The organism is Streptomyces sp. NPDC015131 (assembly GCF_043079975.1).
Lineage (GTDB): Bacteria > Actinomycetota > Actinomycetes > Streptomycetales > Streptomycetaceae > Streptomyces.
In genome coordinates, this window is the sequence record NZ_JBIBVB010000002.1 from 1,262,384 (window position 1) to 1,284,393 (window position 22,010).

General features: G+C 73.0%; 18 protein-coding genes and 1 rRNA gene. 8 read left to right on the plus strand and 11 right to left on the minus strand.

The genetic code is table 11. The features are described from left to right. Positions 1–312 precede the first annotated feature (312 nt). Complete coding sequence (locus ACF08D_RS11325) at positions 313–879, plus strand: DJ-1/PfpI family protein (RefSeq protein ID WP_392222298.1); 567 nt, start codon at positions 313–315, stop codon at positions 877–879. A gap of 108 nt (positions 880–987) precedes the next feature. On the opposite strand, the gene ACF08D_RS11330 is transcribed toward ACF08D_RS11325, so the two are convergent. Continuing rightward, on the minus strand, positions 988–1,650 hold the full coding sequence (locus ACF08D_RS11330) for an HAD family hydrolase (RefSeq protein ID WP_392222299.1): 663 nt from the start codon (positions 1,648–1,650) through the stop codon (positions 988–990). 178 nt (positions 1,651–1,828) lie between these two features. Then, positions 1,829–2,335, minus strand: coding sequence for a DUF6912 family protein (locus tag ACF08D_RS11335; RefSeq protein ID WP_392222300.1), 507 nt, complete (start codon positions 2,333–2,335; stop codon positions 1,829–1,831). Positions 2,336–2,611: 276 nt separating this feature from the next. Between ACF08D_RS11335 and ACF08D_RS11340 the strand changes: the two genes are divergently transcribed. Further along, positions 2,612–3,103 (plus strand): Rv3235 family protein, encoded by a 492-nt coding sequence (locus tag ACF08D_RS11340; protein WP_392222301.1) that lies wholly within the window; start codon positions 2,612–2,614, stop codon positions 3,101–3,103. 148 nt (positions 3,104–3,251) lie between these two features. Here ACF08D_RS11340 and secA read toward each other — a convergent pair whose 3' ends face one another. Then, positions 3,252–6,074 (minus strand): preprotein translocase subunit SecA, encoded by a 2,823-nt coding sequence (gene secA, locus ACF08D_RS11345; RefSeq protein WP_392222302.1) that lies wholly within the window; start codon positions 6,072–6,074, stop codon positions 3,252–3,254. Between the two features lie 348 nt (positions 6,075–6,422). Between secA and ACF08D_RS11350 the strand changes: the two genes are divergently transcribed. Next, entirely contained in the window at positions 6,423–7,613 is a 1,191-nt protein-coding gene (locus ACF08D_RS11350; RefSeq protein WP_392222303.1) for a winged helix-turn-helix domain-containing protein, read from the plus strand. A 62-nt stretch (positions 7,614–7,675) separates the two neighbouring features. Here ACF08D_RS11350 and ACF08D_RS11355 read toward each other — a convergent pair whose 3' ends face one another. The 7 genes from ACF08D_RS11355 to mtnA form a co-directional block, all read right to left on the minus strand. Then, positions 7,676–8,449 carry a response regulator gene (locus ACF08D_RS11355; protein ID WP_392222304.1) on the minus strand — a complete coding sequence of 258 codons (774 nt, stop codon included), beginning with the start codon at positions 8,447–8,449 and terminating at the stop codon, positions 7,676–7,678. A 197-nt stretch (positions 8,450–8,646) separates the two neighbouring features. After that, on the minus strand, positions 8,647–9,333 hold the full coding sequence (gene hpf, locus ACF08D_RS11360; protein ID WP_392222305.1) for a ribosome hibernation-promoting factor, HPF/YfiA family: 687 nt from the start codon (positions 9,331–9,333) through the stop codon (positions 8,647–8,649). A 330-nt stretch (positions 9,334–9,663) separates the two neighbouring features. Continuing rightward, complete coding sequence (locus ACF08D_RS11365) at positions 9,664–10,401, minus strand: ComF family protein (RefSeq protein WP_392222306.1); 738 nt, start codon at positions 10,399–10,401, stop codon at positions 9,664–9,666. 93 nt (positions 10,402–10,494) lie between these two features. Next, positions 10,495–12,351, minus strand: coding sequence for an LpqB family beta-propeller domain-containing protein (locus ACF08D_RS11370; RefSeq protein ID WP_392222307.1), 1,857 nt, complete (start codon positions 12,349–12,351; stop codon positions 10,495–10,497). Beyond that, the gene (gene mtrB, locus ACF08D_RS11375; protein ID WP_392222308.1) at positions 12,341–14,383 is read right to left on the minus strand and encodes an MtrAB system histidine kinase MtrB; all 2,043 of its coding nucleotides are present in this window, start codon (positions 14,381–14,383) and stop codon (positions 12,341–12,343) included. The genes ACF08D_RS11370 and mtrB overlap by 11 nt, the downstream gene beginning before the upstream one ends. A gap of 1 nt (position 14,384) precedes the next feature. Beyond that, positions 14,385–15,074 carry a two-component system response regulator MtrA gene (gene mtrA, locus ACF08D_RS11380; RefSeq protein WP_389878118.1) on the minus strand — a complete coding sequence of 230 codons (690 nt, stop codon included), beginning with the start codon at positions 15,072–15,074 and terminating at the stop codon, positions 14,385–14,387. Between the two features lie 4 nt (positions 15,075–15,078). Continuing rightward, positions 15,079–16,230 carry an S-methyl-5-thioribose-1-phosphate isomerase gene (gene mtnA, locus ACF08D_RS11385; RefSeq protein ID WP_392222309.1) on the minus strand — a complete coding sequence of 384 codons (1,152 nt, stop codon included), beginning with the start codon at positions 16,228–16,230 and terminating at the stop codon, positions 15,079–15,081. Positions 16,231–16,412: 182 nt separating this feature from the next. On the opposite strand from mtnA, the gene ACF08D_RS11390 reads away from it, so the two are divergent. Genes ACF08D_RS11390 through ACF08D_RS11410 form a run of 5 tightly spaced genes read left to right on the plus strand, consistent with a single transcriptional unit; the run spans position 16,413 to position 21,840 of the window. Then, complete coding sequence (locus ACF08D_RS11390) at positions 16,413–17,648, plus strand: hypothetical protein (protein ID WP_392222310.1); 1,236 nt, start codon at positions 16,413–16,415, stop codon at positions 17,646–17,648. 4 nt (positions 17,649–17,652) lie between these two features. Further along, entirely contained in the window at positions 17,653–18,342 is a 690-nt protein-coding gene (locus ACF08D_RS11395) for a DUF4129 domain-containing protein (protein WP_392222311.1), read from the plus strand. Continuing rightward, positions 18,339–19,538, plus strand: a complete 1,200-nt coding sequence (locus ACF08D_RS11400) for a DUF4350 domain-containing protein (RefSeq protein WP_392222312.1) — start codon at positions 18,339–18,341, stop codon at positions 19,536–19,538. The genes ACF08D_RS11395 and ACF08D_RS11400 overlap by 4 nt, the downstream gene beginning before the upstream one ends. Next, positions 19,535–20,518, plus strand: a complete 984-nt coding sequence (locus tag ACF08D_RS11405) for an AAA family ATPase (protein WP_392222313.1) — start codon at positions 19,535–19,537, stop codon at positions 20,516–20,518. The genes ACF08D_RS11400 and ACF08D_RS11405 overlap by 4 nt, the downstream gene beginning before the upstream one ends. An 11-nt stretch (positions 20,519–20,529) precedes the next feature. Continuing rightward, the gene (locus ACF08D_RS11410; RefSeq protein ID WP_392222314.1) at positions 20,530–21,840 is read left to right on the plus strand and encodes a DUF58 domain-containing protein; all 1,311 of its coding nucleotides are present in this window, start codon (positions 20,530–20,532) and stop codon (positions 21,838–21,840) included. A 78-nt stretch (positions 21,841–21,918) separates the two neighbouring features. On the opposite strand, the gene rrf is transcribed toward ACF08D_RS11410, so the two are convergent. Continuing rightward, positions 21,919–22,010 (minus strand): 5S ribosomal RNA (gene rrf, locus ACF08D_RS11415); the annotation flags it as partial.

Genomic DNA, 22,010 nt, shown 5'->3' on the forward strand with positions numbered 1-22,010 from the left:
AAGTGACACAACGCCACGACGCGGGGTATCCGGTCTGAGGCGACGTTATGCCGCGATGAGAGATGTCCGGGCCGTTATTGGCCAATTTTGGCGACCGGGCCGGATGGGACGTATCAGCGATCACCCGGGCACGGTGGCACTCCGGGCGCAGGCCGGGGGCTCCGCTGCCCCCATGGCGTATCGCGCTGATCACGGGTCCAAGGCTATCGCCCTTGCCCCCCGGGCCGTCATGAGCCGTATGTGTACAAAACCGGGCCCCGAAGTTTGACACTCTGGACAGCGACAGCGTGGCCCGAGGAGAGGCAGGCAGTGATGTCCGTGAAGATCCTGATCGTCACCGGCGACGCGGCGGAGTCCCTGGAGGTGCTCTATCCGTACCAGCGGCTGCGCGAGGAGGGCTACGAGGTCCACATCGCCGCCCCGGCTCGCAAGACGCTCCGGTTCGTCGTGCACGACTTCGAACCGGGCTACGACACGTACACCGAGAAGCCCGGCTACACCTGGCCGGCCGACCTGGCCTTCTCGGAGGTCGAGCCGAGCCAGTACGCCGCGGTGGTGGTCCCGGGCGGCCGCGCGCCCGAGTACCTCCGCAACGACCCGGAGCTGCGCAAGATCCTGAAGTCCTTCTTCGACGCCGACAAGCCGGTCGCCCAGATCTGCCACGGCCCGCTGCTCACGGCCGCGGTCGGCGCGCTGGACGGCCGCCACGTCACGGCCTACCCGGCGCTGGAGCTGGACATGCAGTCCGCGGGTGCCACCTTCCAGGACACGGAGGCCGTGGTGGACGGCACCCTGGTCTCCTCCCGCGCCTGGCCGGACCACCCGGCCTGGATGCGCGAGTTCCTCCGGGTCCTCCGCACCCAGGCCCCGGCGAGCTAGGACGCACCCGGGCGGGCGCGCCGCGGGCGGCCAGGGCGGCCCCGGCGAGCCAAGGCGGACCCGGGCGGGGCGCGCCCGGGCCGCTCGTGCGCGTCCGCCCGGCGAGGGCTACGCGGCCAGCTCCTCCGCGACCGCCACCGCCTCCTCCAGCGAGTCCACCACCGGCACCCCGGCCTTCTCCAGGCTGGCCCTGCTGTGCGAGCCGCCCGTGTAGAGCACCGCCTTCGCGCCCACGTGCCGCGCCGCCACCGCGTCGTCCGCCGCGTCCCCGATCACCACGATCCGCTCCGCCGGGACGCCCTCCAGCGCCACCAGGTGCCGCACCATGTGCTCCGCCTTGCCGGCCGTGGAGGTGTCCGTGCGCCCGTCCACCCGGACGAACCGCTCCTCGATGCCGTGCCGGCGCACGATCGGCACCAGCAGGTCGTGCGGGGCCAGCGACAGCAGCGACTGGGTGAGCCCGGCGGCCTGCCGGGAGGCCAGCAGCTCGGCGGCCCCGGCGGCGAGCCCGCACACCTCGGCCCGCACCCAGTAGTGGCGGTGGAACGCCTCGTCCATCACGAGCCACTCCGCCTCCGTGGGCAGCCGGCCCATCAGGCGCTCGTAGAACTGCGGCACGGGCACGCAGTACAGCTCCCGGTAGCGCGCGAGGGTGATCGGCTCGAGACCTATCTCCTCGAAGGCGGCGTTCGTCGCCCCTATCACCGCGTCGATGTCATCCAGCAGAGTGCCGTTCCAGTCCCACACCAGATGGGTCCCGCGCTTCACCATGCCTGAAAAGGTACCGGGAGGGTCCGACAACCGGCCCCCGCCTGTGTGAACCCCGCGCGAACCCCGCCGTGCGCCCGCCCGGGGTGCCCGTCCCGTTCGCCGCGCCCGTTCCGTTCGCCGCGCGCCCGTCCCGCCCGGGGTGCCCGTCCCGCCCGGGATGCCCGTCCCGCTGGGGGGCTCAGCCGATCAGCGCGGGGATCTCCTGCACCCCGAACCACAGCAGCTCGTGGTCCTCCGCCCCGTCCACCACGAACTGGGCGTCGTCGTCCCCGTGGTCCGCCGCGCCCAGCGCGTCCGCCGCGGCGGAGACGTCGGTCTCGGCGTCGTCCGCGTCGGCGTGCACGGCGGCCGCCTTGGCCAGCGGCACCGCCCGGGCGATCCGCACCTCGCCCACCGACGACGGCTCCAGCGCCCCGTCGGGGTCGGCGACCGCGGCACCGTCCGGTACGTCGACGGCCACGACGACCCTGCGCCGCGCGGCGCCCGGGTCGGCGGCCAGCATCCGCAGCGAGGCGGCGGCGGCGCGGCTGAGCGCGGCGTACTCCAGCTCCTCGATGTCGTCCGAGACGTACCACTCGCGCAGCCCGGGGGTGACCGCGTAGGCGGTGAGCGGGCCGGGCCCCAGCTCGCCCGCCCGGTGCGCCTGTGCGAGACCGGGGAGGGTCAGGGGGACGTACACGCGCATGGCAGGCCGCTTTCGTAGTCGACAGACGCCCACAGGATACGTGGAGGTCCCCCTTCGGGCCCCGGGACCGCGGCGCCCGCCCGTCCACCCCGCGCCGCGCGGCACCCGCCTCCGCCCCGCCCCCGGGGGCCGCCGTCACCCTGATAGGTGATCCTTCCCCGGCGCCGCCACCGGCTCCCGTACCGATTGCGGCGGCGCTCCCCCGACCCGTAGAAGATCACCAACGGAAGTTACCGCCCGGTAGGAACCGGGCCCCATGGAACGGGGGCGATCATCATGAGCACCACCGCAACCAGGACACCGTCAGGCCCCGCACGCCGCCGCGACCGGCGAGGACCGGGCCAGGTCCGGCCCGGCACACCCCGCCCGGCCGCCGGCCCCGCGACCCGTACGACCGCCACCGCGCCGGCCACCGCGCCGGCCACCGCGCCGGCCGCCCGCCGGCCGCTCCCCCCGCACATCCTGTTCGCCGAGCGGCTGCTCGCCGTCCTCAGCGGGGAGCGGCCCGTCCACTGGATGCTGGGCCAGACCGCCGGCGCCGCCTACGACCAGCTGATCGCCCTGGCGCCGGGGACGCCGCTGCGGGCCCGCGGCGCCCGCCCGGTCGTCCGCCGCTGCGGCTGCTTCCCGCTGCGCCCCGGGGTGGTCGAGGCGTACGCGACCATCGCCGCCGGGGAGCAGGTGCGCGCGATGGCGTTCCGCCTGGAGCAGGGCACCGACCGCAAATGGCGCTGCGCCGCGGTGGAGCTGGGCGGCGAACGCCTCTAGGCCGTGTCCTGCGCGGCGCACTCCGGCGGAACGGCGAAGGGCCGGGTGCGCGACAGTCCTGTCGCACACCCGGCCCCGGCACGCCCACCTCAATCCGCCTCGGTCCGCCGCCCGGCGGGAGGCGGACCAGGAGGTGTGGCGGGAGGCGTCACTTCTTGCGGCGACGCCCGCCCTTCTGCGCCTTGCGCCGCTCGGCGCGCGTCAGGCCGTCGCCTTCGGCGCCGCCGGACCCGTCGCCGTTCTCGAAGTCGCCCTCGATGACACCGCCCTCGCCGTCCACCGTCGGGGCGGAGAAGTGCAGCCGGTCCGGCCGCTGCGGGGCGTCCAGGCCCTTGGCGCGGATCTCCGGCCGCCCGGCACCCGCCTGCGCCGGCACCGCGTCCTCCTTGGACAGGGACGGCCTGGCGGCCGCGTCCTGCACCGGGACCTCCTCGACCTGCTGCTCGACCTGGACCTCCAGGTTGAACAGGTAGCCGACGGACTCCTCCTTGATGCCCTCCATCATGGCGGTGAACATGTCGAAGCCCTCGCGCTGGTACTCGACCAGCGGGTCCTTCTGCGCCATCGCCCGCAGGCCGATGCCCTCCTGGAGGTAGTCCATCTCGTAGAGGTGCTCACGCCACTTGCGGTCCAGGACCGACAGCACCACCCGGCGCTCCAGCTCACGCATGATGTCGGAGCCGAGCTGCTTCTCGCGGGCCTCGTACTGCTCGTGGATGTCGTCCTTGACGGACTCGGCGATGAACTCGGCGGTGATCCCGGCGCGGTCGCCGGCCGCCTCCTCCAGCTCCTCGATGGTGACCTTGCACGGGTAGAGCTGCTTGAAGGCGCCCCACAGCCGCTCCAGGTCCCACTCCTCGGCGAAGCCCTCGACGGTCTCCGCCTCGATGTAGGCGTCGATCGTGTCGTCCATGAAGTGCTGGATCTGCTCGTGCAGGTCCTCGCCCTCCAGGACGCGGCGGCGCTCGCCGTAGATGACCTCGCGCTGCCGGTTGAGGACCTCGTCGTACTTGAGGACGTTCTTACGGGTCTCGAAGTTCTGCTGCTCGACCTGCGACTGGGCGGACGCGATCGCGCGCGTGACCATCTTGTTCTCGATGGGCACGTCGTCGGGGACGTTGGCCATCGCCATCACGCGCTCGACCATCTGCGCCTTGAACAGCCGCATCAGGTCGTCGCCCAGCGACAGGTAGAAGCGGGACTCGCCGGGGTCGCCCTGACGGCCGGAACGACCGCGCAGCTGGTTGTCGATGCGCCGCGACTCGTGCCGCTCGGTGCCCAGCACATAGAGCCCGCCGAGGTCCTTGACCTCCTCCGACTCGGCCTTGACGGCCAGTTCGGCCTTCTCCAGGGCGGCGGGCAGCGCGGCGACCCACTCCTCCTGGTGCTCGACCGGGTCGAGGCCGCGCTGGCGCAGCTCCGCCTCGGCGAGGTCGTCGGGGTTGCCGCCGAGCTTGATGTCCGTACCGCGGCCGGCCATGTTGGTGGCGACGGTGACCGCGCCCTTGCGGCCGGCCTGGGCGACGATCGACGCCTCCCGGTCGTGCTGCTTGGCGTTGAGCACCTCGTGCTGGATGCCCCGCTTGGACAGCTGCTGCGACAGGTACTCGGACTTCTCGACGGAGGTCGTGCCGACGAGGATCGGCTGGCCCTTCTTGTGCTTCTCCTCGATGTCGTCGACCACCGCGGCGAACTTGGCGACCTCGGTGCGGTAGATCAGGTCCGACTGGTCCTTGCGGATCATCGGCCGGTTCGTCGGGATCGGGACGACGCCCAGCTTGTAGATCTGGTGGAACTCGGCGGCCTCGGTCATGGCCGTACCGGTCATGCCGGAGAGCTTGTCGTAGAGGCGGAAGAAGTTCTGCAGGGTGATCGTGGCGAGGGTCTGGTTCTCGTCCTTGATGTCCACCCCTTCCTTCGCCTCGATCGCCTGGTGCATGCCCTCGTTGTAGCGGCGGCCGGCGAGAATACGGCCGGTGTGCTCGTCGACGATCATGACCTCACCGTCGATGACGACGTAGTCCTTGTCCTTCTTGAACAGTTCCTTGGCCTTGATGGCGTTGTTCAGGTACCCGACGAGTGGGGTGTTCACCGACTCGTAGAGGTTGTCGATGCCCAGCCAGTCCTCGACCTTGGCGACACCGGACTCGTGGATGCCGACGGTGCGCTTCTTCTCGTCGACCTCGTAGTCGCCGGTCTCCTCGATGCCCTTGAGCGGGTTGCCGGGCTCGCCGCGCTTGAGGCGGGTGACCAGCTTGGCGAAGTCGCCGTACCACTTGGTGGCCTGGTCGGCCGGGCCGGAGATGATCAGCGGCGTACGCGCCTCGTCGACGAGGATGGAGTCGACCTCGTCCACACAGGCGAAGTTGTGGCCGCGCTGGACGAGCTCGTCCTTGGACCACGCCATGTTGTCGCGCAGGTAGTCGAAGCCGAACTCGTTGTTCGTGCCGTACGTGATGTCGCAGTTGTACTGCTCACGGCGCTGCGCCGGCGTCATGTTCGCCAGGATGCAGCCGACCTCCAGGCCGAGGAACTTGTGGACGCGGCCCATCATCTCGGAGTCGCGCTCGGCCAGGTAGTCGTTGACCGTGATCAGGTGCACGCCCTTGCCGGACAGTGCGTTCAGATACGCCGGGAGGGTGCCGACGAGGGTCTTGCCCTCACCGGTCTTCATCTCGGCGACGTAACCGAGGTGCAGGGCGGCGCCGCCCATCAGCTGGACGTCATAGTGCCGCTGGCCGAGCACGCGCTTGGCGGCCTCGCGGACGGTGGCGAACGCCTCGGGCATCAGGTCGTCGAGGCTCTCACCGTCGGCGTACCGCTGCTTGTACTCCTCGGTGAGCGCCCGCAACTCGGCGTCGGAGAGGTTGACGAAGTCCTCTTCGATGGAGTTGACCTGGTCCGCGATGCGGTGCAGTTTGCGCAGGATCTTGCCTTCGCCTGCACGCATGAGCTTGTTGAAGACGGACACTGAGGCTGGTCTCCTTGCCGGTCGGGCCTGGCACTAGGTCTTGTCATGGACACTGGCACGGGCACGGCAGGTGGGCCCCACCGCAACGGCCATCGTAAGCGAGGACGCCACCGCGCCGGGAGGTCCGCGCTCACCTGGGCCGACTGCCGCGCCGGCATGCCGCCCGCAAGGAGAACGCGCGGGACGCGCCGAAGGTGCCGCCGAACCCGAAAACTCCCGCCTCCGCCGCCCGCTCGCCCCCGTCGTCCCCCTCGCGGTGCCGGCCGTCGGCCCGCCCGCCGGCCGCCCTACCGGAGGCCGTTCCGCTCTCCGTGCCGGGTGTCAGTGCCGGGGTCTATCGTGCCGAGCATGACGACCGTGCGGACCCAGACGCCCCTGCCGCCTCCCACCGCCGAGCTCTCCGCCGACGAGGCCCGTCGTATCGCCCTGCGCGCCCAGGGTTTCCTGGGGGCGCCGGACCGCCGCGCCGGGGTGCGCGGCGTCCTGCGCCGGCTGGGCGCGGTCCAGCTGGACACGATCTCCGTGCTGGCCCGCTCCCACGAGCTGATCCCGTACGCCCGGCTGGGCGCCGTCGGCCGGCGCACGGTCGACACGGCGTACTGGACGGAGGGGCACGCCTTCGAGTACTGGTCGCACGCCGCCTGCATCCTGCCGATCGAGGAGTGGCCGCACTTCGCCTTCCGCCGCCGCGCCTACCGCCGCCGCCCGCAGTGGCACCACGACCTCCCGGACGGTGCCTACGAGGCGGTGATCAAGCAGCTGCGCGCCGAGGGGCCGCTGACCGCCACCGAGCTGGGCGGCGCCAAGAACGGCGGGGAGTGGTGGGACTGGTCGGCGTCCAAGGTCGCGGTGGAGCGGGCGCTGATGCACGGGGAGGTGGTGTGCACCGAGCGGCGCGGCTGGAAGCGGGTGTACGACCTGGCCGAGCGCGCCGTCCCGGCCTCCCTGCTGCACGACGAGCTGGACGACGCCGAGTGCCTGCGGCGCCTGGTGCGGCTGGCGGGCCAGGCACTGGGCGTGGGCACGCGCGCGGACATCGCCGACTACCACCGGCTGAAGGGCGAGCAGTTCGACGCGGTGGTGGCGGACTCGGGGCTGGTGCCAGTGCGGGTGGAGGGGTGGGAGAAGCCCGCCTGGGCCGATCCCGGGGCGCTGGCGAGCGTCCCGCGCGGCCGGCACCGGACGACCCTGCTCTCGCCGTTCGACTCGCTGATCTGGGAACGGGCCCGCACGGAACGGATCTTCGGCTTCACGCACCGCCTGGAGGCGTACGTCCCCCGGCAGAAGCGGATACACGGCTACTTCGCGATGCCGCTGCTGGCCGGCGGGAAGCTGCTGGGCCGGGTGGATCCGGCCCGGGAGGGCACGACGCTGGTGGCCCGGCAGGTGTCGCTGGACTCCCCCAAGGCCGTGGAGCCGATGGCCCGGGCGCTGCGCGAGGCGGCCGGGTGGGTCGGCTGCGACGCGGTCCGGGTGGAGCGCGTGGACCGGCCCGAGCTGGCCGTACCGCTCTCCGCCGCCGTGGCCGCTCTCGGCTGAGCCCGGGCCCCGCCGGTGCCGGGCGGGCCGGTCCGCCCGGTCCTGCGCGGCGCCGACGGGCCTCAGCGGATCTCGAGGATCTTCTCCCGCATCGCGTAGACGACCGCTTCCATCCTGGAGTGCAGCTGGAGCTTCTCCAGGATGTTGCGGACGTGGTTCTTCACCGTGTTCTCGGAGATGAACAGCTCCTTGGCGATGTCCCGGTTGTTCATCCCCGTGGCGACCAGCTTGAGCACCTCCAGCTCCCGGTCGGTCAGCCGGGGCGCCGGGACGAGCCGGCGCTCGTCGGTGCGCTGGATCATGGACTTGAACTCGGTGAGCAGCTTGGACGCCATGGAGGGGCTGATCTGCGACTGTCCGTCGGCGACCGCCCGGATGGCGGTGGCGACCTCGTCGGTGGAGATCTCCTTGAGGAGGTAACCGGTCGCACCCGCCTTGATCGCGTCGTAGAGGTCGGCCTCCTCGTCGCTGATCGTCAGCATGATGATCTTCGCGCTGGGTGCCACCTCCTTGATGGAGGTGCAGGCCTCGATCCCGCCGCGCCTGGGCATCCGGACATCCATCAGCACGATGTCGGGCAGCAGGTCGGCGGCCTTGTCGACGGCCTCGGCGCCGTCCCCCGCCTCCCCGACCACCTGGATGTCCCCCTCCTGCGCGAGGACGATCTCCAGACCCCGGCGGAAGAGCGCGTGGTCGTCCACGACCAGGACCCTGATGGGCTCCTTGCGGGACGTGCACCCCTCCGCGTCGGTGCCGGCGACGCTCCCGTACTCCGCTCCGCCCACCGGGGCGCCGGAGCCGCCCGGGTGGTGCACCGGGCCGAAGCTGTCCGCCATCGTTCCTCCCCCTGCGCGGGCCCTGCTGGACGTTCGTGTGCGATGCGCCAACCCCGGCCGTCGGGGCCCGGGTTGGCGTGCCCCGTCATGATTCCATGCCCGGGCGGCGAAACGGTGATCCAGTGGGCGCACGGTGGTGCTCCTGGGGGCGCACGCGGGGCGCTTCCAGGGGCACCACCGTGGTGGTCCGGCGGACGTCAGCCGCCGAGCGCGCCCCCCGCGCCTCCTGCCTCGGAGCCGGCGAGCGGGTCGCTCTCCAGGTGGATCACGCCGTAGTCGTAGGCGTGCCGGCGGTAGACGACGCTGGGCTGCTTCGTCTCGGAGTCGACGAAGAGGTAGAAGTCATGGCCGACCAGCTCCATCTCGTAGAGAGCCTGGTCCAGCGTCATCGGGGCGGCCGTGTGGGTCTTCTCGCGGACCACCAGGGGGCCTTCGCCCTGTACCTCCAGTGAACCCATTCGAGTGGTGGGCACGGAGTCGCGCTCCTCCACCGCCAGCGCGCCGTTGCCGTTCAGATGGGCCACGCCCGGAACGGCGTCGGCGACCTCGGCGGCCGAGAGCCTGCCGTTGCCGCGGCGGGTGTGGCGCTTGTCGTGCTGCTTGCGCAGCCGTGCTTCCAGCTTGCCCGTCGCGAGGTCGAGGGCTGCGTAGGGGTCGCCCGCCGCGGCCTCCGCCCGGATCACCGGACCCCGGGAGTGGAGGGTGATTTCCACGCGGTCGGACCGGTCGGCCTGCCGCGGGTTGTGTTCCTTGGACACCTCGACGTCGAGGCTGATCACCTTGGCGTCGAGCTTCTGGATCTTCTCCAGCTTCAGCTTCTCGGCCACGTGCTTGCGGAACCGCTCGGGCACCTCGGTTTTGCGGCCTTTGACGACGATGTCCACGCAGAACTCCGTTCCCGGATCGCTTCTGCCGGCCCACCGGCCGGCGAGCATCTCCCTTTTGCACTCGACCCCGGTGATCACCGGAGTCCCGGACTTGGCGACTGACCTCCTCCTCCCCCGTCGGCAGCCTCCCCACCCCACCACCTTCCATGTCCTGACCGTGCCCGGAATCCGGCCGGAAACACAGCAGTGCATTCGGTGAAGCGCGGCTTTCGCCATTCCTCACACCGAACATAGCTCGCCCGGACGGATGTCGGCACCCGCTGTCCGCACGAACCTCCGATCAGGTGTTTTCGCGCTCTCAGTACCTGCAACGTTGCAAGTTCCCCGTCAGTTCCGGTTTATTTCGAACGAGATCGACGGAGCCGAGACAACCGCCGCGCACACCGGTATGGACGCCCGGAATTGCGGTTCCTCACCGGTCCGCGCGGCACGCAGTGCCCGTGCCGCCTCGACCAGTGAGGCGCCGGTCGTCATGAGGTCGTCGACCAGGACGGGCCTGCCCCCGGCGAGCAGCCGCCGCCCGCCGGGCACCACCTCCAGCGCGCCCGCCAGGTTCACATGCCGCTGCCGCGCGCCCAGCCGGGACTGGTCCGCCACCGGCCGGCGCTGGCACAGCACCGGCGCGGCCCGCGCCGCCACCCCGGCCCGCCGCAGCTCGGCCGCCGCCGCCCGCGCCAGCCGCCGCCCCGCGTCGTGCCCACGCGCCCGCACCGCGGCCCGCGCCGAGGGCACCGGCACCAGGAGCAGGGGGCCACCGCCCGGGCCGCCAGGCGCCCCCGCGGAGGCCCGCACGGCACCGGCCAGCGCGCGCCCCAGGGGCCGGGCGAGCCCCAGCGCACCGCGCTCCTTGTGGCCGAGCAGCACCGCCCGTACCGCGCCCGCGTACGGCGCCGCCGCGTACACCACCGGCAGTCCCGCGGGCTCGGGCACCGGCCGGGCCCGCCGCGCGCCGGACCCGTGCAGCGCCCGCTCGCAGTCCCCGCACAGCCCGGCACCGGCCCGTCCGCAGCCCCCGCAGGCCACGGGCAGGACCAGGCCCGCCATCTCCCGCCACCACCAGCGCACGGGTCCACTGTCCCGGCCCGGCCGCCGGGCGGCCACCCCTGTGGAAAACCCCGCCCGGCACCGGATGCCGGACGCCGAAGCCGGGCCGGATGCTCAGCCGGGGTAGACGGGGAAAGTGCCCTTCTCGACGACCGGCTGCCAGTTCGCACCGGACTGGAGCCGGACGATCCCGTCGTCGGCGGACGCGGCCATCAGCGGGGTGCGCTCGTCGTTGGACGCGGCGACCACCTTCACCTGGTTCAGCCCCGGGATCGCCGCCGCCGAGGTGGAACCGTCCGTCTGGATGTACCGCACCTGCTGCACCCCGCCGGCCAGCTTGCCCAGCACCACCAGGCGGCTCTGGCCCGCCCAGGACACCGACGTCACCGACTCCATCCGGGGGGCGATCGCCTGCGGGTCCACCACCTGCACCGTCTGGCGGCCACCGCTGCCGCGTCGCTCGACCCGCCCGATGTGCAGGGTCGTCTTGTCGCCCTCCTTCAGGAGCAGCGCCATGCGCACCCCGTCCTCGGATACCCGCAGCGCCTCGACCCGTACGCCCTCGGTCAGCCAGGGCGCCGCCACCGGCAGGGGCTCCTCGGAGCCGTCCGGCAGGTACAGCAGCCGGGGCGCGGCCCGGTCCCGGTCGGCGATCCACAGGCCGCCGCGGCCGTCCCAGCTCGGCGCGGACAAGCGGTCCTCCGGCAGGACGCCGTTGCTGCGCAGCAGGGGCTGCGGCGCCCCGGTGTCCGCGTCCGACACGATCGACCCGACCCGCAGGTACTGGCCGTCGGCCGAGACGACCGCCGCCCGCCGCTCGTCGCGGGCGACCGCGACCTTGCCGGCCTTCAGCGCCCCGCTCCCGAACGGCCCGGGCACGGGCGCCTGGTGCACCGCGTTCTCCGAACCGGTCCGCAGATGCGCCAGCCGGCCCGACGCGTCGATGAAGTACGGGTCCGCGGCGACACCGCCCGACGGGTCGGCCCGGTAGTTCTCCTTCTGGCTCTCGCCGAGCGTGCAGATCGTGCCGCCGTCCTCACGCTGCACCTCGACCTGCTCCACGCGCGTGGAGGCCAGGTCGCCGACGGTGAACAGCAGTTGCGCCGCCATCCGCCGGCACGTCTCGTAGGCGATGTTGTCCGCCTTCTCGTTCAGCGGCACCTTCAGCTTGTTCTGTTCGTCGGGGGTCAGCGACGTGACCCCGTCCTTCAGCGCCACACCGGTGGGGAAGCTCGAATCGACCACCGGCTCCAGCCAGTTCGTCGGCCCCTCCAGCAGTGCCCTGACCGTCTGCGCCATCGGGTCCATGCGGGTCACCGGGTCCTGGCGCTGGCGGATGTAGACCGGGTCGGCCACCACCCAGCGGCGGCCGGAGGCGAAGTAGTACTTGTTGACCGACCGGTAGTTGCGCTGGAAGTCCGACTCGCCGAGCAGCAGCCCCGGCGGGAGGCTGTCGATGCGCCACTCCTTGCCCTGGCCGTCCGGGCCGGGCGCCTGCACCAGCTGGATCGCGCCGGAGTACTTGGCGGTGCCCACCGGCTGGTAGGCGTGGCGGCCGTCCACCGTGGCGATCCGCTCGCCGTGCAGGGAGTACACGAGGCGCTCCTCGGTCGAGCGGATCCCCGCCCGCTCCCGCCTGCTGACGGGCGCCGCCAGCAGCACCGTGGCGCCCTCCTCCGGCTTCCACTCCCGGGCGGCCTTCTTCGTCAGATACGTCCGGGCCGTGGCGAACCCCGGATCGTCACCGGTCATCGCCTCCAGGAACCCGTTGACGATCTCGTCCGGCTCCGCGTTCTCCCGGGGCGTCACCGGATAGACCCGCACCTGCGAGTCACCCGGGTTCGACGCCTTGACCTGGGAGACGTCCCCGCTGTCCGGCATCGATCCGCACCCGGCCAGTACCACCCCGCACACGAGCAGCACGGCGACGCGCACCGCGCCCGCACGGCCGCGCCGACGCTCAGCGCCCACGAGTCGTTCCCTCCCGCTTCCCGTCCTGCGTCGTGGAGCCCGGCGACGCCGAGGGCTCCGGCGGCTCCGGGGACCGCGCCGGCGAGGCGTCCTCGTCCGCCCGCTCGGCGCCCCCGCGCGCCACCACCCGGGACCCGTTCCCGGGCAGGGCCGTCGGGTCGGCGGCGACCGCCGCCCGGCGCGGCGGCAGCGCCGTACGCGACGGCACGGCCGGCCCCGCGCGCCCCGCCGACTGGCCGGGCACCGTCGGCAGCCGTCCGGCGCCCGTGGACGCCTCCTCGGCGGCGGCCCGCTCCCGGTTGCGCCGCGAGTCCTCCGGCTCCAGCGGTATCGGCGAACCGCGCAGCGGCTCGTCCGCCGTCCGCGGCAGCGTCAGCCGGAACTGCGAACCGCCTCCCGGCTCGCCCCACGCCTGGAGCCAGCCGCCGTGCAGCCGCGCGTCCTCCACCGCGATGGACAGCCCCAGACCCGTACCGCCCGTGGTACGCGCCCGTGCCGGGTCCGCCCGCCAGAAGCGGTTGAACACCCGCGTCGCCTCGCCCGGCTTCAGCCCGACGCCGTAGTCCCGCACCGCGACCGCGACCGCGCCGCCCGCGGCGGCCATCCGCACCACCACGTCCCGGCCCTCACCGTGCTCCACGGCGTTGACGACCAGATTCCGCAGGACCCGCTCGACGCGCCGCGCGTCGGCCTCGGCGACCACCGGCTGCTCGTCGCCCACCACCAGGATCCGGCCGCCCTTGCGCTCGGCCAGCGGCTCCGCCCCGCCGATCACCCGGCGGACCACCTCGCGCAGGTCTATCGGCTCGGCCTCCAGGGCTGCGGCGCCCGCGTCGAACCGGCTGATCTCCAGCAGGTCCGCCAGCAGCGACTCGAACCGGTCGAGCTGGTCGCCCAGCAGCTCCGCCGAGCGCGCCGTCACCGGATCGAAGTCCTCCCGCGCCTCGTGGATGACGTCGGCGGCCATCCGCACGGTCGTCAGCGGCGTCCGCAGCTCGTGCGAGACGTCCGAGACGAACCGCCGCTGCATCCGCGACAGCTCCTCCAGCTGCTGGATCTTGAGCTGGAGGTTCTGCGCCATCTTGTTGAAGGCCTCGCCGAGCCGTGCGATGTCGTCCTCGCCGGTGACCTTCATCCGCTCCTGCAGCCGCCCCGCCGACAGCCGCTCGGCGATCCCGGCGGCCATCCGCACGGGCGTCACCACCTGCCGCACCACCAGCCAGGCGATCGCCCCCAGCAGCACCACCACGAACAGCCCGGCCGTCGCCAGGGTCGTCTTGACCAGCGCCAGCGAGTCCTCCTCCTGCGTCAGCGGGAAGAGGTAGTACAGCTCGTACGAGTTGCCGTCGATGTCGTTGAGGCGCTTGCCGATCAGCAGCCCGGCCTCCGACGGCTTGCCGTCGGAGTAATGGATCCGGGTGTACGTCTGGAAGGCCCCCGACCCCTGGGCCACCTGCTCCCGCAGCTCCACCGGGATGCTCCGGGACGGCTCCACCCCGCCCGAGGCCCGCGCGCCCCGGCTGGGCGCCGCGCCCTCGCTGTCGGAGCTGAGCGCCACCACGTTGAACGCGCCCTGGCCACCACTGGCCAGCTGCACCACCAGATCGGACCGCCAGTTCAGCGAGGCCCGCCCGGTCGCGCCGTCCGGCCCGCCCGCCGGCGGCTGCTCGTCGGCCTGGCCCTGCGCGGCGGAGAACCCGCCCGACGCCTGGCTCTGCGCCGCCCGCTCCTTGGCGTCCAGCAGACCGTTGCGCATCTGCCCGATCACCACGAACCCGAGCAGCAGCACCACCCCGAGCGACATCACCAGCGTGCCCGCGACCACCCGCAGCTGGATGTTCCGCCGCCACAGCCGCAGGGCCGGCAGCAGCGGCCGGCGTATCCAGCGCGCCAGGAGCCGGAACACCGGACCGCCCGGTGCCCCGTCCTGGAGCAGACGGCCCGGACGCCACGGCTGACGCCCCGGCCCGGCAGCCCGCCCCGCACGGACTCCCGGGATCCCGGGCTTCGGAGCAGCACTGCCGCGGGACATGTCAGCTCGGTCCTGCCTTGTAACCGACACCGCGGACGGTCACGACGATCTCCGGGCGCTCCGGGTCCTTCTCGACCTTCGAGCGCAGCCGCTGCACATGGACGTTCACCAGCCGGGTGTCGGCGGCGTGGCGGTAGCCCCACACCTGCTCCAGCAGCACCTCGCGGGTGAACACCTGCCACGGCTTGCGGGCGAGCGCGACCAGCAGGTCGAACTCGAGCGGCGTCAGCGCGATCGACTGCCCCTCCCGCTTCACCGAGTGGCCCGCCACGTCGATGACCAGGTCACCAATGGTGAGCTGCTCCGGCGCCGGCTCCTCCGACCTCCGCAGCCTGGCCCTGATCCGGGCCACCAGCTCCTTCGGCTTGAACGGCTTGACGATGTAGTCGTCGGCACCGGACTCCAGCCCGACCACCACATCGACGGTGTCGCTCTTGGCGGTGAGCATGACGATCGGCACACCGGACTCGGCCCGGATCAGCCGGCACACCTCGATGCCGTCCCTGCCGGGCAGCATGAGGTCCAGCAGCACCAGGTCCGGCTTGGCCTCCCGGAAAGCGGCAAGGGCCTTGTCGCCGTCCGCTACGAACGACGGCTCGAAACCCTCACCACGCAGCACGATCCCGAGCATCTCGGCCAGTGCGGTGTCGTCGTCGACGACAAGGACGCGTCCCTTCATATTCGACATCATCCCATTAGCTAATCGTTACCTGGCGTGACCTCGCACACAGCTCGGCGATTCCGCCGCCCGTGACCGGCGAGACCACCCCCAGCTCGGTGACGATCGCCGTCACCAGCTCCGGCGGCGTGACGTCGAACGCGGGGTTGTACGCCTGCGTCCCCAGCGGTGCCACCGGCAGCCCGACCCCCGCGCCGACACCGCCCGCGGCCACCTGCGGCGGCGCGGTGAGCTCCGTCACCTCCTGCCCCGCGCGCTGCTCCACCTCGATCGACGCCCCGTCCGGGGTGCCGAGGTCGATGGTCGTGGTGGGGGCCACCACCACGAACGGCACATGGTGGTACTTGGCCAGCACCGCGAGCGGATAGCTGCCGACCTTGTTCGCCACCGAACCGTCGGCGGCGATCCGGTCCGCCCCGATCAGCACCGCGTCCACCTCCCCGGCCGCGAACAGCGACCCCGCCGCGTTGTCCGTGAGCAGCGTGTACGGCATGCCGCTGCGGGCCGCCTCGTACGCCGTCAGCCGCGCGCCCTGCAGCAGCGGCCGCGTCTCGTCCACCCACAGCCGCCGCAGTCGGCCCGCCCGGTGGGCCGCCAGCGCCACGGCGAACGCCGTGCCCTCGCCGCCCGACACCAGCGCCCCGGTGTTGCAGTGGGTCAGGACGCGGTGCCCGCCGCCCGGCAGCAGCTCGTCGAGCAGCGCCAGCCCGTGCCCCGCCATCAGCGCACTGGCCTCGGCGTCCTCCCGGTGCAGGTCCTTGGCCTCCGCGAGCGCCGCCAGCGCCGCCCGCTCGTGCCCCTCGCCCTTCTCCAGCACCACCCGGTACGCCCCGGCGGCCCGCCGCACCCCGTAGGCCAGGTTCACCGCGGTGGGCCGCGCCCCCGCGAGCAGCCCGGCCGCCTCGTCCACGTCGTAGCCCCGTACCGCGGCCAGCGCCACACCGTAGGCACCGGCGATCCCCAGCAGGGGCGCCCCCCGCACCGCGAGCGTCTGGATCGCCCGCACCAGCGCCGGCACGTCCGTGCAGACCAGCTCGATCTCCTCGGCGGGCAGCCGGGTCTGGTCGAGGAGCACCACCACGGGACCTTCCGGCGGCTCCTCCCAGCGCAGGGAGGGCAGCATGGGCGGCCCGGCGGAGACGGGAGTCTGTGCGTACTGATCAGCCATCCGCCCAGTCTGCCCGCTGAGCCACCGACAAAGAAGGTGCCGAGGAGATCCGGCCCGGGGCCCGGCCGGGAACAGCGCGTGGCACCATGGCTGCCAACCCGCCGCCCCGCCGAGCGGCCCGGCACCGCGACCGGGCCGGCCCGACGCGCCGGCACCGCGAACCATTCACGAGGTGGACGACCGTGAACGACACTCCGGGCTGGGCCTCGCCCGGATCCTCGCCCTCCGACGGCAAGGGCGCCGACGTGCCGCGTCCCGCCGAGCCCTCGGACGCCTCCGGCGCACCGTCGAAGTGGTCCAAGGACCAGCCGCCTGCCGGCCAGTGGTCCCCGCCCACCGTGCCCGGCCCGTCCGGCCCCGTACCGCCGCGGGCGCCCGCCCCCGGCTGGGGCGGCGGCCCGCACCAGGGCGCCTGGGGCCGGCCGCCCGCCGCCAAGCCCGGTGTCATCCCGCTGCGCCCGCTGGGCGTCGGCGAGATCCTCGACGGAGCGGTCTCCACCCTGCGCGCCCACTGGCGCACCGTGCTCGGCATCACCCTCGCGGTCTCCGTCGTCACGCAGATCGGCGACATACTCGTCCAGCGCTACCTGGTGCCGACACCCCCGCCGCTCAGCGCCGACCCGACGCCCGAGGAGGCCCTCAGGCAGTCGATGGAGTCCCTCGAATCCAGCCTCGTCTCGCTGGGCCCGACGACTCTCCTCACCCTCATCGGCACCTTCGTCACCACCGCGCTGCTGACCATCGTCATCAGCCGCGCCGTCCTGGGCCGCCCGGTCACGCTCGCCGACGCCTGGCGCGAGGCCCGCCCCCGGCTCCCGCAGCTGCTCGGCCTCACCCTGCTGCTGCCCCTGCTGAGCGCCACGGTCATGGCCGTCGGACTGGTGCCCGGGCTGCTGCTCGGCGGCACCCCGGCAGGTGCGATGCTCACCGTCCTCGGCGGGCTCGCCGCCCTGGTCGTCATGGTCTGGCTGTTGATCCGCTTCAGCCTGTCCTACTCGGCGCTGATGCTGGAGCGCCAGGGCGTGATGGCCTCCCTCCGCCGCTCCGCCAAGCTCGTCCAGGGAGCCTGGTGGCGGGTCTTCGGCATCATGGCGCTCACCACGCTCCTGATGTTCCTGATCTCCATGATCATCGCCATTCCGTTCACCCTCATCGCGTTCCTGGTGGACGGCACCGGCCTCGGCGGCCTGTTCACCGGCACGGCCCCGGAGTTCGGCTGGCCGTTCCTGATCATCACCGGGATCGGCGCGGTCATCGCCTCCTCGATCACGTACCCGATCTCCTCGGGAGTCTCGGTCCTCCTCTACATCGACCAGCGCATCCGCCGCGAGGCCCTCGACCTCGAACTGGCCCGCGCGGCCGGCGTCCCCGGCTACGGCTCCTCCCCCTCGCCCGGCGACACCACCCCCAGGAGCTGATGCGGTGCCGGCGACGGGGGGTCCGGCGGCGTGGGCGGTGCGCGCCACCAACGACGACGTACCGCTCGACACACCCCGCGTCCCCGCCCGCGAGGCCGCGGAACGCGAACTGTCCCGGCCCGAGTACCACGAGAACGACCCCAACCTCCTGCAGCGCGCCCTCGACACCTTCTGGGACTGGGTGAGCCGCCTGTTCGACTCGGCGGCCGGCGCCACCCCCGGCGGACCGCTGGGCCTCGTGGTCGTCACCGTCGCCGTCCTGGCCCTGCTCGGCGCCCTGTGGTGGAGGCTCGGCACCCCGCGACGGACGCCCGCCCCGGCCGGTTCCCTCTTCGGCGACGACCGGCCCCGCAGCGCCGCCCAGCACCGGGCCGCCGCCGAGGAACACGCCGCCGCCGGCCGCTGGAACCAGGCCGTCCAGGAACGCATGCGCGCCATCGTGCGATCCCTCGAGGAACGCGCCCTCCTGGAACCCCGCCCCGGCCGCACCGCCGACGAGGCCGCGGCCGAAGCCGGCCACCCCCTCCCCGCCCACGCCGACGAACTCCGGACGGCCGCCCGCGTCTTCGACGACGTCACATACGGCGGCCGCACCGCCGACCGCGCCGCGTACCAGCGCCTCACCGACACGGACACCGCTCTGCAACGAGCCAAGCCCGTCCTCACCTCCCCCGCCCCAGGAGCGGCCGGATGACCGCCGCCCCCACCGCCTCGCCCACCTCGGCCTCCCTCACCGCCGGCCAGGCATGGACCCGGGTCCGCGGGCTCCTGATCGCCCTCGCCGTCCTCATCGCCGCCGGCGTCGTCATGGCCCTCGTACGCTCCGACGCCCAGCACGGCCGGCTCGACCCCCGGTCCGCCAACCCCACCGGCACCCGTGCCCTCGCCCAGCTCCTCGACCAGCGAAGCGTCACCACCCGCGTCGTCACCACCCTCCATGAGGCCACCGCCGCCACCGGCCCCGACACCACCCTCCTCGTCACCACCCCGGACCTGCTGACCGACCATCAGCAACGCCTCCTGCACTCCGACATGACCACCGCAGCCGGCCGTACCGTCCTCCTCTCCGCTGGCGCCCCCTCCCTCAGCACCCTGGCCCCCGGCGTGAGCGCCTCCACCCCCGCCCCGGTCTCCGCGCTCGCCCCCACGTGCTCCCTGCCCGCCGCCCAGCGAGCCGGCCCCGCCGACCTCGGCGGCGAGCGCTACCGCACCGACCTCCCCGGCGGCGACGCCTGCTACCCCAGCGACGGTCTGGCCACGCTGCTGCGGGTGGACCACCCCGCCGGCGGCGACACCGTCCTCCTGGGCTCCCCCGACCTGCTCCAGAATGAGCACCTGGCCGAGCAGGGCAACGCCTCGCTCGCCCTCCAACTCCTCGGAACGCGCCCTCATCTCGTCTGGTACCTCCCCTCACTCGACGACCCCTCCGCCACCGGCGACCGGCAGGACTCCACCCCCCGGGGCTTCGCCGAACTGATCCCCTCCGGCTGGCTGTGGGCCACCCTCCAACTCGCCGTCGCGGCCGCCCTCGCCGCCGTCTGGCGCGCCCGCCGCCTCGGCCCCCTCGTCACCGAGGACCTGCCCGTCGCCGTCCGCGCCTCCGAAACCACCGAGGGCCGCGCCCGCCTCTACCACCGCGCCAACGCCCGAGACCGCGCCGCCACCGTCCTCCGCGCCGCCACCCGCACCCGGCTCGCCCCCCTCCTCGGCGTGCCGCTCTCCGACGCCCACTCCCCCGGCGTCCTCCTCCCCGCCGTCTCGGCGCGGCTCACCACGGCCGACCAGGACCTGCACACCCTCCTCTTCGGTCCGGCCCCCGCCGACGACACCGCCCTCACCCGCCTCGCCGATCAACTCGACGCCCTCGAAAGAGAGGTACGCAGCTCATGAGCGCCCCGACCCCCGAGACCGCGGAGAACCCGGACCGCGCCCGCTCCTCCCTGGAGGCCCTGCGCACCGAGATCGCCAAGGCCGTGGTCGGACAGGACCCCGCCGTCACCGGACTCGTCGTCGCCCTCCTCTGCCGGGGCCACGTCCTCCTCGAAGGAGTCCCCGGCGTCGCCAAAACGCTCCTCGTCCGTGCGCTCGCCGCGTCCCTCGACGTCGACACCAAGCGCGTACAGTTCACCCCCGATCTCATGCCGAGCGACATCACTGGATCGCTCGTCTACGACGCCCGCACCGCCGAGTTCTCCTTCCAGGCCGGCCCGGTCTTCACCAACCTCCTGCTCGCCGACGAGATCAACCGCACCCCGCCGAAGACCCAGTCGGCGCTCCTGGAGGCGATGGAAGAACGCCAGGTCACCGTCGACGGCACGCCCCGCCCGCTCCCCGAGCCCTTCCTCGTCGCAGCGACCCAGAACCCGGTGGAGTACGAGGGCACCTATCCCCTGCCCGAGGCACAGCTGGACCGCTTCCTGCTGAAGCTGACGGTCCCGCTACCCACCCGCCAGGACGAGATCGACGTCCTGACCCGGCACGCCGAGGGCTTCAACCCTCGCGACCTGCGCGCCGCCGGAGTGCGCCCCGTCGCCGGCCCCGCCGACCTGGAAGCCGCCCGAGCCGCCGTGGCGAAGACCTCGGTCTCCACCGAGATCGCCGGCTATGTCGTCGATATCTGTCGCGCCACCCGTGAATCCCCCTCACTCACCCTCGGCGTCTCCCCACGAGGCGCCACCGCACTGCTCTCCACCGCCCGCGCCTGGGCCTGGCTCACCGGCCGGGACTACGTCATCCCCGACGATGTGAAGGCCCTCGCCCTCCCCACCCTGCGCCACCGCATCCAGGTGCGCCCCGAGGCGGAGATGGAAGGAGTCACCCCCGACTCCGTCATCACCGCGATCCTCGCCCACGTCCCCGTTCCCCGCTGAGCAGGCGACCCGTGGCACTCACCGGACGCACCGCCCTCCTCGCCGCCGTCGGCTCCCTCCCCGTGGGCCTCCTGGCCCCCAGCTGGACGGGAATGCTCGCCGTCAACGCCCCTCTCTCCCTCGCAATTCTGTGCGACTATGCGCTCGCCGCGCCAGTGCGAAGGCTCCAGTTCACCCGAAGTGGTGACACAAGCGTTCGACTGGGTGACAGCGCGAACGTCCAGCTCACCCTCACCAACCCCTCCCGGCGCCGCCTGCGCGCCCACCTCCGCGACGCCTGGCCACCCAGCAGCTGGCCCAGCGGCACCGACCACACCGCCTCGCGCCACACGATCACGGTCCCGGCCGGCGAACGCCGCCGCATCACCACCGTGCTCCGCCCCACCCGGCGCGGGGACCGCCGCGCCGCACGCGTCACCGTCCGCTCCTTCGGCCCCCTCGGCCTCGCCGCCCGCCAGGCTAACCACGAGGTCCCCTGGACCGTACGGGTCCTGCCCCCGTTCGCCAGCCGCAAGCACCTCCCGTCACGGCTGGCCCGCCTGCGCGAACTCGACGGCCGCACCAGCGTCCTCGTCCGCGGCCAGGGCACGGAGTTCGACAGCCTGCGCGAGTACGTCCCCGGCGACGACACCCGCTCCATCGACTGGCGAGCCACCGCCCGGCAGACCTCCGTCGCCGTACGCACCTGGCGCCCCGAACGGGACCGGCACATCCTCGTCGTCCTCGACACCGGCCGCACCTCCGCCGGCCGAGTCGGGGACATCCCCCGCCTCGACGCCTCGATGGACGCCGCCCTCCTCCTGACCGCCCTCGCTTCCCGGGCCGGCGACCGCGTCGACCTGCTGGCCTACGACCGCCAGGTCCGCGCCTACGTCCAGGGCCGCACCGCCAAAGATCTGCTGCCCGCCGTCGTCAATGCGCTCGCCCCGCTCGAAGCCGCGCTGGTGGAGACAGACGCCCGCGGCCTGAGTTCCGCAGCGCTCGCACACGCCCCGCGCCGTTCGCTCATCGTCCTGCTGACGAGCTTGGAGGCCGCCCCGGTCGAGGAGGGCCTCCTCCCGGTGCTCCCGCAGCTCACCCGGCGCCACACCGTCCTGGTGGCCTCGGTCGCGGACCCCAGGACGGACGCCATGACCGAGGCACGCGGCACGGTCGAGGCCGTGTACGAAGCCGCCGCCGGCACCCAGACCCAAGAGCAGCGCCGCCGTACTTCGGAACAGATGCAACGCCACGGCGTCACCGTCGTGGACGCTACGCCGGACAATCTCGCCCCGGCGCTCGCCGACGCTTATCTGGCCCTCAAGGCGGCAGGCCGCCTATGAAAGAGGTGGGGGGCGGAAAAGGCCCCTGAACGCAGGAAAGCCCCGCACCATAAGGTGCGGGGCTCTCCCACAATAATTGTTCGGCGGCGTCCTACTCTCCCACAGGGTCCCCCCTGCAGTACCATCGGCGCTGAAAGGCTTAGCTTCCGGGTTCGGAATGTAACCGGGCG

What these genes read in the sequence shown, in the direction of transcription:
- ACF08D_RS11325 (WP_392222298.1), top strand. Translation starts at nt 313, where the DNA reads ATGTCCGTGAAGATCCTGATCGTCACCGGCGACGCGGCGGAGTCCCTG.
- ACF08D_RS11330 (WP_392222299.1), bottom strand. Translation starts at nt 1,650, where the DNA reads ATGGTGAAGCGCGGGACCCATCTGGTGTGGGACTGGAACGGCACTCTG.
- ACF08D_RS11335 (WP_392222300.1), bottom strand. Translation starts at nt 2,335, where the DNA reads ATGCGCGTGTACGTCCCCCTGACCCTCCCCGGTCTCGCACAGGCGCAC.
- ACF08D_RS11340 (WP_392222301.1), top strand. Translation starts at nt 2,612, where the DNA reads ATGAGCACCACCGCAACCAGGACACCGTCAGGCCCCGCACGCCGCCGC.
- ACF08D_RS11350 (WP_392222303.1), top strand. Translation starts at nt 6,423, where the DNA reads ATGACGACCGTGCGGACCCAGACGCCCCTGCCGCCTCCCACCGCCGAG.
- ACF08D_RS11355 (WP_392222304.1), bottom strand. Translation starts at nt 8,449, where the DNA reads ATGGCGGACAGCTTCGGCCCGGTGCACCACCCGGGCGGCTCCGGCGCC.
- mtrB (WP_392222308.1), bottom strand. Translation starts at nt 14,383, where the DNA reads ATGTCCCGCGGCAGTGCTGCTCCGAAGCCCGGGATCCCGGGAGTCCGT.
- mtrA (WP_389878118.1), bottom strand. Translation starts at nt 15,074, where the DNA reads ATGATGTCGAATATGAAGGGACGCGTCCTTGTCGTCGACGACGACACC.
- mtnA (WP_392222309.1), bottom strand. Translation starts at nt 16,230, where the DNA reads ATGGCTGATCAGTACGCACAGACTCCCGTCTCCGCCGGGCCGCCCATG.
- ACF08D_RS11400 (WP_392222312.1), top strand. Translation starts at nt 18,339, where the DNA reads ATGACCGCCGCCCCCACCGCCTCGCCCACCTCGGCCTCCCTCACCGCC.
- ACF08D_RS11405 (WP_392222313.1), top strand. Translation starts at nt 19,535, where the DNA reads ATGAGCGCCCCGACCCCCGAGACCGCGGAGAACCCGGACCGCGCCCGC.